This is a genomic window from Pseudoalteromonas nanhaiensis (assembly GCF_051235485.1).
Taxonomy (GTDB): Bacteria; Pseudomonadota; Gammaproteobacteria; order Enterobacterales; family Alteromonadaceae; genus Pseudoalteromonas; species Pseudoalteromonas lipolytica_C.
Map to the genome: position 1 here is coordinate 196,733 of NZ_JBPNYQ010000001.1, position 17,186 is coordinate 213,918.

Sequence of the window (17,186 nt, forward strand, 5' to 3'; positions counted from 1 at the left end):
AGAGAGCTCGGCGCTAGCATTTAATGACAGATGCCATTATCATTGCCGGGTTGTCATGCTGATATCGCGAGTCAGTACTGGCGACGACAAATGTGCTCTCGTGGTGAAATGGATATCACGTGGCCCTCCGGAGGCTAAGTTGCAGGTTCGATCCCTGCCGAGAGCGCCATTTGCTCTTCACTTTAATATCTTCTAAGCTCGATTTACTCTTTAATAAGACTCAAAAGTAAAATGACCTATCAACCCATAGACTGTGGCGACTACGATAAGTACGAATTATGGTGCATGCATAAATCATTATTGAGTATTACCTTAGTATCTGGTGAACAGGTAGAGGGAAGGGCTGAGACACTCAAAATATTTAACTCCGATGGCGAGCACCTGATTTTGGCGACAAAAAAAGGCGAACATGCCGTCCGCCTTGATTTAATTAAAAAGGTTATCGCGTTATAGCCACTTCTTATTTTTAAAGTAAATGCCAATTCCAACGGTTAGCACCAGCAAGAAAATAATAAACAAGCTAAATGCATAAGGGCTTTCAGTCCCCGGAATTCCACCCACGTTTACACCGAGTAAGCCTGTTAAGAAGCCAAGTGGTAAAAACAGTGCAGCAACCACCGACATCACATACATGCGTTGGTTTAGTTGCTCCGACACTTGGCTGGTAATCGCTTGTTGAATAATTTGCGCACGTTCAATCGAGCTGTCTAGCTCCTCTAAATAACGGATCAACATATTGGTTGTTTCGTTTAAGCGTGCTTTATCGTCTTCATCTAGCCACTTATATTTGTTGTTTAACAAAGTAATAAGTGCTTCTTTTTGTGGTCTTAAATAACGTTTTAACGCGATTGTCTGACGACGAATTTGCGCTAGCGATTGATGATCAAAGCCTTTGTTTGGTTCATCAATTTCATCTTCAAAGCCATCGAGTGTGTCATCAAGGCTATCGATCACCGCTTGCATACGAGACGTTAGGTTTTGCGCTAATTGACACACTAATTCAGAGATTGAGCAAGGGCCATTACTACCATCGAACGATTCAACAACGTCTTGCACCGATAATAAACGGCGTTTACGCGTTGTAACAATAACATTCTCGTTGATGAATAAACGTAACGACACCATATCTTCTGGACTTTGCGCGGGGTTTAAATTTACACCACGTAAAAACAGCATGTTACCGTTGGTAACTTTAGTTAGGCGAGGGCGTGTTTCATCAGCAATAAGGGACTCAAGTTCGTAATCTGTTAATAAGTTACTTTGTTCAAGCCACTGCACTGCATCGGCCTGACTGTAGTCCATGTGAACCCAAAGTTTTCCGTGTGCAGGTTGCCAATTTTGCAGCTCAGTACTATTGTCAATAGCACGTGCGCCGCCTTGTTCGTCTAAGATTAAGACATGAAGTAACCCATTGATCATATTGAGCTCTCATTTTACAAATAGTGCGATATAGTTGAGTATATACATAAGTATAGTCAAGACTATATTAATGAAATCGATTTATCGAGGGGATAAATATATTTCGTTGGAGTTTCTAGCGCTGTAGCGTATAAGACACTTTTTTAAAGAGGGCACATGAATGACCGCAAAAATGATAGTTGGCTGGCGTGAGTGGCTGAGCTTGCCAGAACTGGGCATTGAGAAGATCAAAGCGAAGGTGGATACAGGTGCGCGTACATCTTGTATTCATGCGTTTGATATTGAGGAATTTTCAGAAAATGGCGAAAACTGGGTGAAATTTAGTACCCATCCTCTGCAAGAAGATGTAGAAACAACAGTGTTGTGTCGTGCAAAAATCGTTGAGCGTAAGTACGTGACCAGTTCGAGTGGTCAGCGTGAACTTCGTTACTTTATTGAAACAAAACTCGTTGCAGGAGACCAAAGCTGGCCTGTAAGAGTAACCTTAAGTAACCGTGCAACGATGAAATTTAGAATGTTGCTAGGGCGCACAGCAATGGAAAATCGTATAGTCGTTGATCCGGCTTTATCACACTTATTATAAAAAGGACTTATGACACATTTTTAATGTGTATGAGTTAAACAGTTAAGGTTTTAACTATGAAACTTGGTATTTTATCTCGCAACCAAAATTTATATTCAACACGTCGCTTGATAGAGGCTGCAGAACAGCGTGGTCATGAAGTAAAAGTGATTGATGCACTACGTTGTTACATGAACATTAATTCAGAGCAACCAGAAATTCATTATCGTGGCGAAAATTTAAAAGATTTTGATGCTATCGTGCCACGTATTGGTTCATCAGTAACTTTCTATGGTTGTGCGGTATTACGTCAGTTTGAAATGATGGGCGTATTTCCTGTGAACGAGTCTGTTGCTATTACCCGTTCACGTGACAAATTACGTTCACTACAGCTACTCTCGCGAAAAGGTGTGGGTATGCCAGTAACAGGCTTTGCGAGCAAACCTGATGACGTAAAAGACTTATTAAGCATGGTAGGTGGCACACCTGTAGTAATTAAACTACTTGAAGGTACGCAAGGTATCGGTGTGGTATTAGCTGAAACACGCAAAGCAGCAGAAAGTGTAATTGAAGCATTCATGGGCTTGAAAGCCAATATCATGGTGCAAGAGTACATCAAAGAAGCTGGCGGTGCTGATATTCGCTGTTTCGTACTAGGTGACAAAGTTATTGCTGCTATGAAGCGTCAAGCTCAAGAAGGTGAGTTCCGCTCGAACTTACACCGTGGTGGTAGTGCGACACTTGTGCGTATTACGCCTGAAGAAAGAAAAACCGCAGTTGCAGCTGCTAAAGCGATGGGCTTAAACGTAGCGGGTGTTGATTTACTTCGCTCTGCACGTGGTCCATTAGTGATGGAAGTAAATTCATCACCAGGCCTTGAAGGCATTGAAGTAGCAACAGGCAAGGACATTGCTGGCATGATCATCAATTTTATTGAGAAAACAGCCGCTACAAAAAGAACTGCAACTCGTGGTAAAGGCTAAGCCTTTTGGTATAAGCGCTCTATTAAAAGGAACAGTGCGTGGCTAAGGTTAAGAAAAATACACCGTTTTCAATTTTAGGTGATACGGTGGGGGTTGGCGAACGTAAAACATTTTCTATTGAAGCTGCTAAGCTTTATACCCATTCGCCGTTAAATATTCCGATTGAAGTCGTCAATGGTGTGCAGCAAGGACCGGTATTAATGGTATGTGCGGCCATTCATGGTGACGAGCTCAATGGTGTTGAGGTTGTTAGGCAATTACTGGCTAAGATTGAGCCTGAGCAACTGCGAGGGACAATTATTGCAGTACCGATTGTGAATGTATTTGGATTCATTCACAAATCACGCTATTTACCTGATCGCCGAGATATGAACCGTAGCTTTCCGGGCTCAACCCGCGGTTCATTAGCTGGGCGCATGGCTAATGCATTTTTCTCGCAAGTAGCTATGCATTGTACGCACATTATTGACTTACATACGGGCGCGATACACCGGACAAACTTGCCGCAAATTCGTGCTAACTTGAGCGACCCTGCAACAGCAGCTATGGCGAAAGCCTTTGGTACTCCAGCGGTGATTGATGCGTCACTTCGTAATGGTTCATTACGTAGTGAGGCGGCAAATTTAGGTATTCCAGTAATTACTTATGAAGCTGGTGAAGCGCTTCGCTTTGACCCTATTGCCATTGCTGCAGGTGTGCAAGGTGTTGATTATGTAATGCGCCATTTAAAAATGGTACGAGGTAAGCGAGCTAAGAAGCTACCAGAGCCGGTTATTGCAAGCTCAACAAGCTGGGTGCGCGCCGAAGTTGACGGTATTGTGCGTGCACAAGTATCACTTGGTGAGCGAGTAATGAAAGGGCAAGTGTTAGCTTATATCAGCAGCCCACTTGGTGATGCTGAGCTTGAGCTACTCGCTCCGCGCAGTGGTATTGTGATTGGTCAACAAACCATGCCGCTTGTGAACGAGGGGGATGCCGTATTCCATCTTGCTTACTTTGCTCATGCAAATAGTATTGTAGAGCAACAACTTGAAAACTTTATTGATGAAATAAGCGATATTGAAGACGAGTTGAAAACGGCAGATTTAAATAATTAGTCGTTAAAGTATTTTATAAAAAAGCCGCAAATTGCGGCTTTATTTTTTGGGCCCTAAAATGCGCTTGATGGTTGGCGCTTTAGTCGCTGTTGGTGGGGTCTTTAACACCATCACAGGGCGGGTAACAAAGATGTTGTTTGGATAAATTACTTTGTGGCCATCAACATGCTCAAGCACCACGTTCATTAACCCCATTTCGATAATACGCCCTTCTAAGAAGTTTGCACCGTCAATTACTCTCACCCAAAAACCAACCCGACAATCGTTTTGAATAAACATCAACAAGAAGGCTGTTAGGTTGCTTAGTAACGACCAAGCAGCAAAAAGGGCTACCCCCAACATGGCAAAAATGGATGAGCCTAGTACTAACAAGCCGCGCAGCTCTATACCCCAAAAAACTAATACTAAGCATAGCATTACGATCGCCAAAATAATGTTAAGGAGTAGCTCTGCACGGTACTCTCGGTGCGGATCAGCTTTACCTTTAATGGCTTTTAAAAGCAGTTTTTTGGTGGTTTTACGTAGTAGCGGATAGAGCAAAACCGCGATGATTGTCACGATTAAATGATATTGCTCATTAAAAAATTCGACGAAGTCCAAAGGGGTTCCCAAGCTAATAATTTACGTCCGATTTTAGCGCGTTAGTTGCTGAATAACACTAGCTTAAAAGGTATTTTTAACAGTCACAAGCCATTGTACTGAATCTATCTCATCATCGTGATTATTTATCGGTGCGGCAACATCTAGATGGATTACTGTTCCTGCATTGGCACGACTAGGGGCTAAACGAAGACCCACACCGACATTTTGTAGTACATTGCCATTTTCACCATTGTTTTTGTCGTTATACCAAGCTCTGCCAATATCATAAAATGCCGCGCCACCGACTTTGAATAACTGCAATAAATCGTATTCCCAATAATAGCGTTTTTCTAAAGTCACTAAAAAGCTACGATCGCCTACTTGGTAATTGAGCGGGTAGCCTCTGAGGCCGTTTTCTCCACCTAGAGTAAGTTGTTTGTCGGCGGTCAGGTTTTTTGCGTACTGCAGGCGTGCTTTAGCATACCAGCTTTGCCTAAGAGTCGTATTAAGGTAATACTGAACTTGCGTGCTTGTGAAAAGATTTTCAACATCATCAAGGGCTTCGTTCCAATAGCCGTCTATGTCGGCTTTAAAGCGCCAAAGTTGATTATCTCCGCTGTAGTGCGCTTTTGATAATGATAATGAGTAAATGGCACGACTTGAATCATCGCTAAAGTCTTTGCTTGAATAACCAAGAAGAGCTTGGATATTCCATCCAAGGTTGAGGTCTTCGGTACGATATATGCTGTCGAAGTTTCTTACTTTGATGTAATGATCTTCAAACCATTGCGCACTCACATAGGGGTAACTAAGGCTACGATCATCTGCAATAGGGTAGCGCGTTTGTGAAATGGCTTTAAAGGTCTCTTCGCGGTTTTCAATGCCGAGTTTTATGCGCTGGGTCCAATTATTGGCAAGTTGTGATGAGTGACCAAAGTAAGCGCGGCTTAATACAGTTTTTTGTTCAAACTCACTGACCACATCTCCCCGATAATAAAGTGATTCGCGGCGCTCATCAGAGTAGCTTGTTGCGCCATAACTATAAGGTGTATCGATAGAAAAAAACGGGTAACTTACATCGATGTAATGACGCTTACCATCGTCGTTATCGGAATATTCTAGCCGCCCACGATAGCGGCTTGAAAAGATATTAGGATCATCATAAACAAATAGGTAACCGGTGCGGTCAGCATCATGCGTACGCGAGAACGACACGCGTTTACCCCAACCTAAAAAGTTTGACTCGCGAAATCCAAGGCTTGACTCATTTTCGCCACCGCTGCGGCTGAAACTTATTTCTGGCAGTAAGGTCCATAAATCGCGGGTGACAACATTAACGTGTACATTTCCGTCACAGTCAAGTTTGGCGTTAATACGGGCGTCATACAAATAACCTTGTTTACGCAGCAGTCGCTCAGACTCTAGTAATTTACGTGGATTGTAAACATCACCTTCTTTGAACAGTAAAACGCTATGTATTACATCCGGCTCAGTGGTCATGTGAGCACGATTAGCAAAGCGAAATAAAAAGTTATTTTCTTCTTCAAGCTCGGTATTAAATACATTGAGCTGCTCAAGTTTTATAGAAGTTATTTTGCTGCCTTCAGCAGCCTGCGGAAGTGGGTTATCGGTATCAAGTTGGCGGCGCAAATTGTTATCTTGGGATTTTAGTGTGCGCTGATTTTGACAATAGTTGCTATCGCCTATGTCTTGCTGTTCTGCATACACGTTCGTTACCAAGCTCACTGGCAACAAAATTAGTAGAGCAACGAAGTGCGACTGCTTAAAACCCATTTACACCCTTAGTTGATTGTTTCCTATACAGTCACTACATACTAAGCGTGGAAAAAAGTCTAGCTTATTATTGTAACTGTGTGACTAAATGCTGATAAAGCTCGCCTAATATCTCTGTAGCTTCTACGCCCTCAGCATTTATCCAAATACTTTCACTGTAATGTTCAAAGTTTAGATTAAAACTATGATCTGTAAAGTGAAATCTTAACTGATGTCGATCGGCTCCAGCATCAAAGTCGGCAATTTTTATTGCGGGTGTATGTAAAAACAAGGTAGCCCATAATTCAAAATCTTCGTCATGAGGAGGCTCGCTTGCTTGCACAATGATGACTGCATGTTCTGCATCAAAAGTAAGTTCAGTCATGGTAGTCCTAGTTTGCGGCTAAGTAGTCGCGGATAGTATTTAAAAATGGTGCGCCGTATTTATTTAGTTTAGTAAAACCAACACCCGACACTTTTAAGAACTCGCTATCATTAGTTGGCATAAGTTGCGCCATCTCAGCAAGCGTTTTATCGTTGAATACTACATAAGGTGGCACATCATCCGCATCAGCCAGTTCTTTACGTAAGGCACGTAATTTAGCAAACAGTTTTTTGTCGTAATTAAACTGGGCGAGTTTATCTTGGTATACGTGCTTGGCTTGTAAGCGGGGCTCGGCAAGTTGTAATGCATATTCACTTTTAAGCACTGCACGGGCGGCTTCGGTTAAACGTAACGATGAGCCTTGCGTGATGTCTTGGCTTAATAACCCTTGGTGAATAAGTTGCCTTAAAATACTTAGCCAAAATTCCACGCTGTGATCTTTACCAATACCATAAGTACTTAGCTGGTGGTGATTATTATCACGAATGCGGCTGGTATTTGCACCACGTAGTAGCTCAACAATATAGCCAATACCAAATCGTTGCTCGGCACGATACACACAAGATAGCGCTTGCTGCGCAACGAGTGTGCCATCAAAGCTGGTTGGTGGGTTTAAGCAAATATCACAGTTGCCACAGGTTTCGCGCTTATATTCACTAAAATAATTGAGTAAAATTTGTCTGCGGCATGTTTGTGCTTCGGCAAAGCTGGCCATCGCATTAAAGCGCTGTTCTTCAACGCGGCGTCGTTGCTCGTCTTCAATATCTTCAAAAAAACGGCGTACGCGGCCTATGTCAGCTGGATCAAAATACATAATCGCTTCTGCGGCAAGGCCATCACGACCAGCTCGGCCTGTTTCTTGGTAATAGGCCTCAATGCTTTTTGGAATATCGTAATGCACCACAAAGCGCACGTTTGGTTTGTTGATACCCATACCAAATGCAACCGTTGCAACCACAATTTGAATATCGTCTCGGGCAAAACCTGATTGCACAAATTGGCGTTGCTCGTTACTCATGCCTGCATGATAGGCTGCGGCATTAAAACCTGCATCAGCAAGTTTTTCAGCAACATCGTCAACCCGTTTACGGCTGGTGCAGTAAATAATGCCACTTTGATTCTGCTGCTCTTTTAAATAGCGAAGCAGTTGCACCATAGGTTTGAATTTTTCTTCAATGGTGTATCGAATATTAGGTCTATCAAAGCTGCCTGTGTGCACATACGGTTGGTTAAGCTGGAGCTGTTCGATTATATCGTAACGAGTTGCCTTATCTGCTGTCGCTGTAAGTGCCATCATAGGTACATGCATAAAGCGATGTTTTAACTCGTTGAGTCGACAATAATGTGGCCTAAAGTCATGGCCCCAATGAGACACACAGTGTGCTTCATCGATGGCAAAAAGTGCTAAATTAAGATGACTTAAACGTTCTAAAAATTCATGTTGCAACACTTTTTCTGGCGCCACATACAACAGCTTAATTTGCCCGTAGTGCAATTGCTGATACACCGCTTGCTGCTCTTCAAAGGGAAGGCTGTTATTAATATATGCAGCCTGTACGCCAAGCGCTCTTAGTTGGGCAACTTGGTCTTGCATCAGAGAAATAAGTGGCGAGATGACCACAGTCACACCATCGAGTATTAATGCTGGGACTTGATAGCATAAGGATTTGCCTCCACCTGTTGGCAGAAGTACAAGCGAGTCTTGTCCGTCTAGCGCTGCGGCTATAATCGCTTCTTGGCCATCACGAAAATCTTTGTAACCAAACACTTGTTTGAGTACGGCGTGTGGTGATCGAACGGGTGTGTTGGACATTGCGGTATTGGTATTCATCGCCGAGCATTTTAGTGGTTTTTTAAGGCGATGTCTTTAGCAATATACCAAATGACCTCAAGATGCAGAATTAAGCGTTTCACAGGTGCTTAATATCAAGGCGTTACTTTGCAACAATGGCAGTCCCTTTTTAGAAGTAAATACATGGGTTTATTTAACGCGTTTTGGTTGCGTCACTGCTTAGTGGGCGTAAAATAAGGTTTTTAACCTACAAAGCCAAGCTTATGCCTACCAATATTGAACAGCGAAAAGGGGTTATTTTCGCATGTTTAGCTTTTTTTATGTGGGGTCTTGCACCCATTTACTTTAAGTTTTTGCAGCAAATATCTGCATTTGAAATCTTGATGCACCGCGTTATTTGGTCGGTGTTATTTTTACTTCTTATTATCGCAGCTCGTCATCAATGGCAGCGTATTCGTATTGTGCTTGGGCAACCTAAATTACTACTGATGTTGGTGATAACAGCCAGTTTACTAGGCTTTAACTGGGGCTTATTTATTTGGGCTGTGAACAATAATCATATGCTTGATGCAAGTTTAGGATATTACATCAATCCATTGCTCAATGTGTTACTTGGTATGTTGTTTTTAGGTGAGCGACTGCGTAAATGGCAAGGCGTTGCGGTAGGTTTAGCACTTTGTGGTGTGTTACTTCAACTTGTGAGCTTTGGTTCATTCCCCGTGGTTGCTTTCTCATTAGCCGGTTCGTTTGCCATTTATGGATTATTACGCAAAAAGCTGCCAATTGAATCATTACCAGGCTTATTGCTAGAAGCGCTTATTTTATTGCCTGTGGCGCTTATTTACTGGTGGTTGATGGCGCCTTCAGCAAGCTCTGATTTAACAGCGAATGATTGGCACATTAACCTGTTACTCATCAGTGCCGGAGTGGTAACAACCTTGCCGCTGTTATGTTTTACAGGTGCCGCAAAGCGCCTGCAGTACAGCACGCTGGGCTTTTTCCAATACATAGGTCCAAGTTTAATGTTTATACTTGCAGTGGCTTTTTACGGTGAAGTATTTGATGCTGAGCGTGTAGTGACCTTTGCGTGCATTTGGAGTGCGCTGGCACTATTTAGTTGGGACTCGTATCGACAAAGCCGTAAACAACGAAAGGCGCAACTAGAAGCTGTGACAAAGCCTGTTTAGGCTTTAGCTAACTAACTTATTGCGTCCAGACTCTTTTGCTTGATAAAGCTTTAAATCAGCCTGTTTAATCAGTTCATCTAGACTGTAAATAGGCTGATGATGAAAGCCTATGGATAAAGTAAAATGAATTTGCTCTTTACTAAACTCTGGGCTGTGCTTTTCAATAAAAGCGCGAAATTTTTCTAGGCGTTGTAATGCTTCTTCTGGATCTTGATCTGCAAAATACACGGCAAACTCTTCACCACCAAAGCGGCCTACTAAATTATCTGCAAAATATTGGGTCATGTAATGTGATAACGCTTTGAGCACTTCATCACCTGCATCATGGCCATAATTATCATTAATAGATTTAAAATGATCAATGTCGATCATGCCAAGGGATACCGCCGAGCCAGCTTGTTTAGCGGCTTTTAAATGTCTATTTGCTTCACCGAAAAAGTAACGTCGGTTTGGTAGTTTAGTTAGGTAATCGGTATTTGCTTGTAAACGAATCGTTTTGATGTTTTCAAGCATGTCGACGTTTTGGCTTAGTCGACAGTAGAATTCTTCATTATTAAATGGCTTTCGTAGGTAATCGTCTGCGCCTGACTTTAAAAAACGCGTTGATAGATGCAAAGTATCATAAGCAGAAATACCGATAATTGCTTTTTCATCGTTGGAGTATAAACGGCGTATTTCAACACAGAGCTCAGCACCGCTCATGTTCGGCATTTCGTTATCAGTTATTATCACTGAAATTGTTGGGTTTTCAGCTAATACTCTGAGAGCATCGACGCCATCAACGGCTTCAATTGTCTGGTATTTGTGGCGAGCTAATAAATGACAAATTAGCTGACGAGTTGCTTTTGAATCATCGACCACTAACACCAGTATTTGCTCATTGCGAGGTAAACGCGCCAGTTGTTTTTCTAGGTATTGATAAGCTTGTTTATTTTCTTTGGTAATGTAATCAATGATTGGGTGCTTTTCGACTATATTACGCGTGGTTTCGTCAAGGTTACCGGTCATAACAATAGTCGGTATATCGGCAGCGATGGTGCAGGGGACGGCTTCACCTAAAGGTGCGTCTGGGAGAATAAAATCAACCACAGCACAAAAATAATTGTGCTCACTTATAAGCTTTTTTGCTTCGGCTAAATTACCTGCAATGTCTGCTTCATAGCCAACTTTTTGCGCGATATGTTTTTGCACTCGCGCAATGGTTGGCGTATCTTCAATTATTAGTATTCTTCGAGTCACAGCTTGCCTTGTAATAACTTATTGGCGAAACAAAAGTTATTACAAGTTTTAACCCTAAAAGGGTAAAAAAGCAAATCGTTATAAGCTATCTGACTCAGAATAATACTCAACACTTTGCGGTGTAGGACTGGCAATACGTGAACGACCAAACAAAGTGTGAAACTTCGTTTTACAGGTTGTTTGTTTTAGGTATTTCATCCAAGCGCGTTCAACTGGGTTTGTTGCTTCAAGGTTACCGGTAACAACTTGCACAAATTGAGTTTGAAATTCATTTTGCGGTTCTAGGGTTTTGTTGTATAAACCCTTTAATACAACACCATGCTGTTCGAGAATGTCGGCTTCTAGCAAAGTGAAGTGACCACTACGACCAAAACCGCGTGGGAAGTTTTGATCATCATAAAATTGACGTTGGCTTGCAAATGCCTGACGAAGTGATGAAATGTCATTGCTCATGGCTTTATCCTCATGCCCTAATTTCTTGCAGGAGTATGGATCAAGTTGTCGATTTTATTAAACAAGTTATTTTTATCGTAAGGGTAAAAAATGGATATCGATTTATTGAAGACTTTTGTCGAAGTGGTTCGTACTCGCCATTTCGGCAAAGCAGCTGAAAATTTATATATTACGCAGTCTGCAGTGAGTTTTCGGATCAGGCAGTTAGAGCAAGGTTTAGGCGTTAACTTATTTATTCGTCAACGTAACAATATTCAGTTAACAGCACCGGGTGAGCGATTACTGCCACATGCGCAAATGATCATTACCGGCATGCAACGTGCAAAAGTTGATGTGGCGCTTGCTGATAATATGCATAAGCAAATTAGTCTAGCAGGTACACCTAATATTTGGGATGCTTTTTTACAGTTTGGGATCACAAATATTGTTTCTGCCATGCCGGGTGTATCGTTAGTCGCTGAAGTAAAAGCACAACAAGAAAGCACTCGCTTACTATTAGAGCGTACATTAGATTTAGCGGTACTGTTTGATCCTCCTAAAGTGGATGAGCTAGTTGTTGAACGAATTTGTGAGCTGCCAATCATTCCTGTGAGTGCTTTTGAAACAGCTAACAGCGAAAACTTTTTCGACAATCAATATGTTTATGTTGATTGGGGTACTACCTTTTCTTTGTGGCATGCTCGTGAGTTTAACGGCCACGCGCCTCCTTACTTTAGAACCAGCACAGGGCGTATTGCTCTTGATTTAATTTTGAAGTGCGGTGGTAGTGCGTTTATTCCTAAGTTATTAGTAGAAGAGCAGTTAAAAGCGGGTGATTTATACCATGTTGAAGATGTTGCTCATACCTCGCGAGATGTGTTTGTTGCTTACCACAGAGATAATGAACAAACACCTCTTTTAGAAAAGTTGGTAACCTTACTAACTGAGCTGCAAATAAAAACTTAAAATTTATTTAAATTAGCTTTTATAAAAACTTAACTGTGAAACAGTAAGTTACGTTTTTATTTCAGAAATAATTATATTTCGTGAAGCTAAATTGACGATTTTATTTCAACTGTCATCTTTCTGTCATTTTTCGCTGTCACACTGCGCGCATTGAAACACAACATGTGTTTTTTGTTGCGATTATTGAGGAAACGACATGAAATTTGCAAAGTCTAGCTTATTCCTAGCTTTATTTGGTGGCTTATCTTTTTCTGCATTAGCTGATGTAGATGTATATGGTAAAGCAAACGTGACTGTTCAATCATCAGATGATGGCGAAGGGTCTTTCACAGAAATTAAAAGCAATAACTCACGTTTTGGCTTAAAAGGCTCAGAGAAAATCTCTGAAGGCTTAGAAGCGGTTTATAAATTTGAGTTTGGTGTTGACGTATCTGACGCTGATTCAAAAGGCGACAATGATGACAACATCACTGCACGTAACCAATATGTAGGTCTTAAAGGCAGCTTTGGTCAGGTTGTTATCGGTCGTAACGATACAGCTATGAAGCAATCTCAAGGTAAAATTGATTTATTCAATGACCTTGAAGCAGATATCAAAAATGGTTTCAAAGGCGAAAACCGTTTAGGTGACACAATTTCTTATGCTTCTAAAGATTTCAGTGGCTTTAAAGTATTAGCAACGTATGTGGCTGAAGATGATGTAGATGCTGATAACGGTTACTCAGTAGCGCTAACTTACGGCGATGCAAAACTTAAAGAAAGCAAACTTTATGCATCAATTGCAGCTGACAGCGAAGTAAAAGGTTACGACATTGTTCGTGCAACAGTGCAAGGTAAAGTTGGTGACTTCAAACTAGGTGCTATGTACCAAACACAAGAGAAAGTGGATGGTAGTGCAGAAGCTGATGGTTACTTAGTAAATGCTGCTTACCAAATGAATAGCAACACCTTCAAAGTACAATATCAAGTAATTGACTTTGATGAAGGCGACAAGAAAACAGCTATCTCTGCAGGTGTTGATCACAAGCTTAGCAAAAACACGAAAGTATTTGGTTTCTACTCAACGTTTGATACAGATAATCAAGTTGACCAAGATTACTTAGGTGTTGGTATTGAATACAAGTTCTAATCCAACCCTTGGATAACTCCCTAACTTGTCAGCCCAGCTTATTAGCTGGGCTTTTTTATTGTTTAGTAGGAAATTTTTAACGCAGTTAGCGACAGGTTTAATCCCTCAAAATGATTAAGTATTATCGCGGATTGGTATTAGACACTTGCGATTAAGCTTGTGCGTAGTCTGATTTGCCAGCAAGCCAGCGTTGAATCAATTTATCGGTAAGTGTTGGGTAGTCGTTTAATATTTTGAAGGCAATGGGTCTTACATGATTGAGCGTTTGTTTGTCGCGGTTTAGGTCGGCGATTTTAAATTCAGCTAGGCCTGTTTGTTTGGTGCCAAGTACTTCGCCTGGGCCACGAATTTCAAGATCTCGTTCAGCAATCACAAAACCATCATTACTTTCACGAAGCACCCCTAAGCGTTTTTGCGCTGTGGCTGACAATGGTGCATGATAAAGTAAAACACAGTGTGATGCAGTTGCCCCACGACCAACACGACCACGCAGCTGGTGGAGCTGTGCAAGCCCTAACCGTTCAGGGTTTTCAATAATGATAAGGCTGGCATTAGGCACATCAACACCTACTTCTATCACCGTTGTGGCAACGAGTACATGAATATTGCCCGCTTTAAACTCACTCATAATGGCTTGCTTTTCGGCGGCTTTCATCCGGCCATGCACTAAGCCAACGTTTAACTCTGGCAGTGCTGCTTTTAATTGCTCTGCGCTATCTTCCGCGGCTTGGCATTGCAGTACTTCAGATTCATCAATCAGAGTGCAAACCCAATACACTTGCCGGCCTTGCTCTGTACACGCTGTTCTCACACGTTGAATTATTTCGTCTCGGCGTGCATCTGGAATAGCCACCGTTGTAATGGGCGTTCTACCCGGTGGTAATTCATCAATTACTGAGGTTTCTAAGTCTGCGTAGGCTGTCATGGCTAAAGTACGCGGAATAGGCGTTGCAGTCATCACTAATTGGTGTGGGTAACAGTCACCAAAACGGCCTTTTTCACGCAGTGATAAGCGCTGATGAACACCAAAGCGGTGTTGTTCATCAATGATGATTAGCACCAGATTATTAAACTCGACCTGCTCTTGGAATAACGCATGGGTGCCAACAATCATTTGTGCTTCCCCTGAGGCTATTTTTTCAAGAGTGGTTGCGCGCTCTTTACCTTTGCTTTTACCACCTAACCAAGCGACTTCAATGCCTAATTGATTAAACCATTGGCTAAAGTTGATGCCATGCTGCTCGGATAAAATCTCAGTAGGTGCCATTAAAGCTACTTGGTAGCCTTCGCTTATAGCGGTGAGTGCACTAAGTGCTGCAACTAAGGTTTTACCTGAACCTACATCGCCCTGTACTAAGCGCATCATCGGAAACGGGTGTTGTAAGTCACCTTTGATTTCTGCCACGACACGACTTTGCGCGTTGGTTGGGCTGAAGGCTAAATTTGCTAAAAACTGTTGCTCAAGTTGGTTATGGGGCTTTAAAGGGACTGCTTTTACGGCTTGCCCTTTTTGGCGTAACTTTAAAAGGCTTAAATTTTGCGCAAGTAACTCTTCAAACACTAACCGTTGCTGGGCAGGGTGCATACCTTGTTCAAGGGCGGTTAAATCAACATCGTTTTGTGGGCGATGTAAGGTCATTAACGCATCAGCTAAGCTCATTCCGGTTGGTTGAAACTGTTCTGGCAGTAATTCTTCTACCGGGTATTTTGACAATAGCGCAAGCGCTTGATCGCTAAGCGCGCGAATAGATAATTGTTTTAGCCCTTCAGTAACAGGATAAACCGGCGTGAGCGTGGTATTTGTAGGTTGCTCTGAAGGGGTATCCGATAGGCTGTATTCAGGGTGCGTCATTTCAAAACCAACACGGCCACGGCGTATTTCACCAAAGCAGCGAATGATCTTACCTGCACTTAAAGCATTTTTTTGAGCTGCGCTAAAGTTAAAAAATCGCAGCGTTAAACGGCCCGTGCCATCGTTAATTTGGCAAACCAGCATGCGTCTTTTACCAAAGGTGATTTGGCTGGTTTCAATGGTGGCTTCAACACTAACATGGCTATGCGGTTGTAGTTCGCAAATTGGGTGAATGCGGGTGCGGTCTTCATAGCGGTGAGGCAAATGAAACAGCATGTCTTGCACCGTATGAATATTTAGCTTAGCGAGGCGCTCGGCCATTTTCGGGCCGACGCCTTTTAATTCTGTGATTGGGTATAACGCTAAGCTAGGGTGACTCAAAGGTGACTCAAATTGTTAATTAGTAGACTATTTTTTCAGTTTACTTGCACTCGTTAGAGGCATCAAGCGATTGCGTATGTTTTAAGGTATGCCAAAACGCTTCATCAGCAATAATGTTGCCGTTTTCATCAAGCTCAGGATAAGGTAGTTCCTTTTCTCGGCATTGCTCAGCAATAATAGGGTGGCAGCCTTCAAATAAAATACGATGCTTAACTTTAGCATCAAGCATATTGCGGTCGTAGAGCCCGGCTACTTCTCTTTGGCGCTGTGCTTCAAATAGAATAAGTGCAGCAGCAACAGACACATTAAGAGACTGCACCATGCCTTGCATTGGAATGATGATGTGCTTATCGGCATGTTCAAGTGCCCGAGGTGAAATTCCATCTCGTTCTTGACCAACAATAACAGCCGTCGGTTTGGTGTAATCAATGTCACGAAAATCAACGGCATCATCACTGAGATTAGTTGCTAAAATTTGTACCTCAGGATTATGGGCACGCATTGTGGCTACAGCCTCATCAATATTGCGGTGTAAATGAGTTTCAAGCCAATTCTTACTACCGCCTGAGGTATTGTTAGTTAACCACTTTTGGTTATCGGGCCACACTGCATGTACATGATGACACCCCGTGGCATCTGCTGTGCGGGCAATGGCTGATAAATTATGATGTTTATGTACTTCTTCTAAACAAACCGTTAGGTCCGTTTGGCGGCGATCTAACACGCGCTTTACACGCTCAAAGCGAGTTGTATCCATAGTTGTGTGCTCGTTGACGGATTCTAATTGGCGCTGATTATACCCTAGGGAACAACAGCACGGCTAATTGGGTTTTGAAGTGAGATCAGCGTTTCTGTTGATTGAATGGCTTCAATCGCTTGGATTTTATTGATCAGTACATCTTGTAAGTGATCAATTGAGCGAGCCATTACTTTGATAAAAATACTGTAATTTCCCGTGGTGTAATAGGCTTCAACCACTTCTTCTAGCTCTTTTAGGTGCAGCAAGGTTTGCGGATAATCACGGGCGTTATTGAGGTTAATACCAATAAAGCAACAGACATCATAACCAAGTTGTTTAGCATTAATACTTACTTGGGTGCCTGTAATAATACCTGCTTGTTTCATTTTTTCGACTCGTACATGAATAGTACCCGCGCTCACAGCAAAGCGTTTAGCAAGTTCTGCATACGCTGTTCGGGCATTTTCCATTAATGCGTTAAGGATGTTTTTATCGAGATTATCGATTTGATAATTTTCCATAGTATTTCTTGTTGCTAATTGTTGAATCAGTAATTTTTATAGCATTATTTTTATGAAAATTTCAATGTTAAGTTCTTTTTGTTGATGGTTATTGAAAATAATCTTGGTTTAGTTGAGGATTGATTTATCGGAGAAAGCCAAGCAGCG

Annotated in this window: 17 protein-coding genes and 1 tRNA gene; 8 read left to right on the top strand and 10 right to left on the bottom strand. The window is 42.0% G+C overall.

Annotated features, from left to right (window positions below):
- Positions 1–94: 94 nt before the first annotated feature.
- Positions 95–169: transfer RNA gene (locus tag ACSFVZ_RS00840), tRNA-Arg, on the top strand.
- Between the two features lie 62 nt (positions 170–231).
- Positions 232–453, top strand: coding sequence for a Rho-binding antiterminator (locus tag ACSFVZ_RS00845; RefSeq protein ID WP_138557041.1), 222 nt, complete (start codon positions 232–234; stop codon positions 451–453).
- On the opposite strand, the gene zntB is transcribed toward ACSFVZ_RS00845, so the two are convergent.
- Positions 448–1,419 (bottom strand): zinc transporter ZntB, encoded by a 972-nt coding sequence (gene zntB / locus ACSFVZ_RS00850; RefSeq protein ID WP_135926175.1) that lies wholly within the window; start codon positions 1,417–1,419, stop codon positions 448–450. The genes ACSFVZ_RS00845 and zntB overlap by 6 nt on opposite strands.
- Positions 1,420–1,579: 160 nt before the next feature.
- Here zntB and ACSFVZ_RS00855 point away from each other — a divergent pair, with 160 nt between their 5' ends.
- The 3 genes from ACSFVZ_RS00855 to ACSFVZ_RS00865 are packed head-to-tail and all read left to right on the top strand — an operon-like array spanning position 1,580 to position 4,061.
- A complete protein-coding gene (locus ACSFVZ_RS00855) occupies positions 1,580–2,002 on the top strand; it encodes an ATP-dependent zinc protease family protein (protein ID WP_135926174.1) in 423 nt (140 codons plus the stop codon).
- Positions 2,003–2,058: 56 nt separating this feature from the next.
- Positions 2,059–2,964: a 30S ribosomal protein S6--L-glutamate ligase gene (rimK, locus tag ACSFVZ_RS00860; protein ID WP_435557926.1), complete on the top strand. Its 906-nt coding sequence runs from the start codon at positions 2,059–2,061 to the stop codon at positions 2,962–2,964.
- A 38-nt stretch (positions 2,965–3,002) separates the two neighbouring features.
- A complete protein-coding gene (locus tag ACSFVZ_RS00865) occupies positions 3,003–4,061 on the top strand; it encodes a succinylglutamate desuccinylase/aspartoacylase family protein (RefSeq protein ID WP_135926172.1) in 1,059 nt (352 codons plus the stop codon).
- Positions 4,062–4,100: 39 nt separating this feature from the next.
- Here the strand turns inward: ACSFVZ_RS00865 and ACSFVZ_RS00870 are convergent, their stop codons facing one another.
- The 4 genes from ACSFVZ_RS00870 to recQ form a co-directional block, all read right to left on the bottom strand.
- Entirely contained in the window at positions 4,101–4,661 is a 561-nt protein-coding gene (locus tag ACSFVZ_RS00870) for a mechanosensitive ion channel domain-containing protein (protein ID WP_135926168.1), read from the bottom strand.
- 63 nt (positions 4,662–4,724) lie between these two features.
- Positions 4,725–6,437, bottom strand: coding sequence for a POTRA domain-containing protein (locus ACSFVZ_RS00875; RefSeq protein WP_435557927.1), 1,713 nt, complete (start codon positions 6,435–6,437; stop codon positions 4,725–4,727).
- A 67-nt stretch (positions 6,438–6,504) separates the two neighbouring features.
- Positions 6,505–6,801 (bottom strand): DUF3630 family protein, encoded by a 297-nt coding sequence (locus ACSFVZ_RS00880; RefSeq protein WP_135926166.1) that lies wholly within the window; start codon positions 6,799–6,801, stop codon positions 6,505–6,507.
- A 7-nt stretch (positions 6,802–6,808) separates the two neighbouring features.
- Positions 6,809–8,632, bottom strand: coding sequence for a DNA helicase RecQ (gene recQ / locus ACSFVZ_RS00885; RefSeq protein ID WP_138557039.1), 1,824 nt, complete (start codon positions 8,630–8,632; stop codon positions 6,809–6,811).
- A 224-nt stretch (positions 8,633–8,856) separates the two neighbouring features.
- Here recQ and rarD point away from each other — a divergent pair, with 224 nt between their 5' ends.
- The gene (rarD, locus tag ACSFVZ_RS00890) at positions 8,857–9,780 is read left to right on the top strand and encodes an EamA family transporter RarD (protein ID WP_135926164.1); all 924 of its coding nucleotides are present in this window, start codon (positions 8,857–8,859) and stop codon (positions 9,778–9,780) included.
- Between the two features lie 3 nt (positions 9,781–9,783).
- On the opposite strand, the gene ACSFVZ_RS00895 is transcribed toward rarD, so the two are convergent.
- Both ACSFVZ_RS00895 and ACSFVZ_RS00900 read right to left on the bottom strand, forming a co-directional pair.
- Complete coding sequence (locus ACSFVZ_RS00895) at positions 9,784–11,019, bottom strand: GGDEF domain-containing response regulator (protein ID WP_435557928.1); 1,236 nt, start codon at positions 11,017–11,019, stop codon at positions 9,784–9,786.
- 78 nt (positions 11,020–11,097) lie between these two features.
- The gene (locus ACSFVZ_RS00900) at positions 11,098–11,472 is read right to left on the bottom strand and encodes a MaoP family protein (protein WP_135926162.1); all 375 of its coding nucleotides are present in this window, start codon (positions 11,470–11,472) and stop codon (positions 11,098–11,100) included.
- Between the two features lie 90 nt (positions 11,473–11,562).
- Here ACSFVZ_RS00900 and ACSFVZ_RS00905 point away from each other — a divergent pair, with 90 nt between their 5' ends.
- Both ACSFVZ_RS00905 and ACSFVZ_RS00910 read left to right on the top strand, forming a co-directional pair.
- On the top strand, positions 11,563–12,417 hold the full coding sequence (locus tag ACSFVZ_RS00905; RefSeq protein WP_135926161.1) for a LysR family transcriptional regulator: 855 nt from the start codon (positions 11,563–11,565) through the stop codon (positions 12,415–12,417).
- A 196-nt stretch (positions 12,418–12,613) separates the two neighbouring features.
- Positions 12,614–13,546 (top strand): porin, encoded by a 933-nt coding sequence (locus ACSFVZ_RS00910; protein WP_135926160.1) that lies wholly within the window; start codon positions 12,614–12,616, stop codon positions 13,544–13,546.
- Positions 13,547–13,697: 151 nt separating this feature from the next.
- Here ACSFVZ_RS00910 and recG read toward each other — a convergent pair whose 3' ends face one another.
- The 3 genes from recG to asnC are packed head-to-tail and all read right to left on the bottom strand — an operon-like array spanning position 13,698 to position 17,039.
- On the bottom strand, positions 13,698–15,779 hold the full coding sequence (recG, locus tag ACSFVZ_RS00915; protein ID WP_435557929.1) for an ATP-dependent DNA helicase RecG: 2,082 nt from the start codon (positions 15,777–15,779) through the stop codon (positions 13,698–13,700).
- A 40-nt stretch (positions 15,780–15,819) separates the two neighbouring features.
- Positions 15,820–16,536 carry a tRNA (guanosine(18)-2'-O)-methyltransferase TrmH gene (trmH, locus tag ACSFVZ_RS00920; RefSeq protein WP_138557036.1) on the bottom strand — a complete coding sequence of 239 codons (717 nt, stop codon included), beginning with the start codon at positions 16,534–16,536 and terminating at the stop codon, positions 15,820–15,822.
- 44 nt (positions 16,537–16,580) lie between these two features.
- Complete coding sequence (asnC, locus tag ACSFVZ_RS00925) at positions 16,581–17,039, bottom strand: transcriptional regulator AsnC (protein ID WP_062567385.1); 459 nt, start codon at positions 17,037–17,039, stop codon at positions 16,581–16,583.
- Between the last annotated feature and the right edge of the window lie 147 nt (positions 17,040–17,186).

Coding starts and splice junctions, on each gene's coding strand:
- ACSFVZ_RS00845 (WP_138557041.1), top strand. CDS start 232: ATGACCTATCAACCCATAGACTGTGGCGACTACGATAAGTACGAATTA.
- zntB (WP_135926175.1), bottom strand. CDS start 1,419: ATGATCAATGGGTTACTTCATGTCTTAATCTTAGACGAACAAGGCGGC.
- ACSFVZ_RS00855 (WP_135926174.1), top strand. CDS start 1,580: ATGACCGCAAAAATGATAGTTGGCTGGCGTGAGTGGCTGAGCTTGCCA.
- rimK (WP_435557926.1), top strand. CDS start 2,059: ATGAAACTTGGTATTTTATCTCGCAACCAAAATTTATATTCAACACGT.
- ACSFVZ_RS00875 (WP_435557927.1), bottom strand. CDS start 6,437: ATGGGTTTTAAGCAGTCGCACTTCGTTGCTCTACTAATTTTGTTGCCA.
- ACSFVZ_RS00880 (WP_135926166.1), bottom strand. CDS start 6,801: ATGACTGAACTTACTTTTGATGCAGAACATGCAGTCATCATTGTGCAA.
- recQ (WP_138557039.1), bottom strand. CDS start 8,632: ATGAATACCAATACCGCAATGTCCAACACACCCGTTCGATCACCACAC.
- rarD (WP_135926164.1), top strand. CDS start 8,857: ATGCCTACCAATATTGAACAGCGAAAAGGGGTTATTTTCGCATGTTTA.
- ACSFVZ_RS00900 (WP_135926162.1), bottom strand. CDS start 11,472: ATGAGCAATGACATTTCATCACTTCGTCAGGCATTTGCAAGCCAACGT.
- ACSFVZ_RS00905 (WP_135926161.1), top strand. CDS start 11,563: ATGGATATCGATTTATTGAAGACTTTTGTCGAAGTGGTTCGTACTCGC.
- ACSFVZ_RS00910 (WP_135926160.1), top strand. CDS start 12,614: ATGAAATTTGCAAAGTCTAGCTTATTCCTAGCTTTATTTGGTGGCTTA.
- trmH (WP_138557036.1), bottom strand. CDS start 16,536: ATGGATACAACTCGCTTTGAGCGTGTAAAGCGCGTGTTAGATCGCCGC.
- asnC (WP_062567385.1), bottom strand. CDS start 17,039: ATGGAAAATTATCAAATCGATAATCTCGATAAAAACATCCTTAACGCA.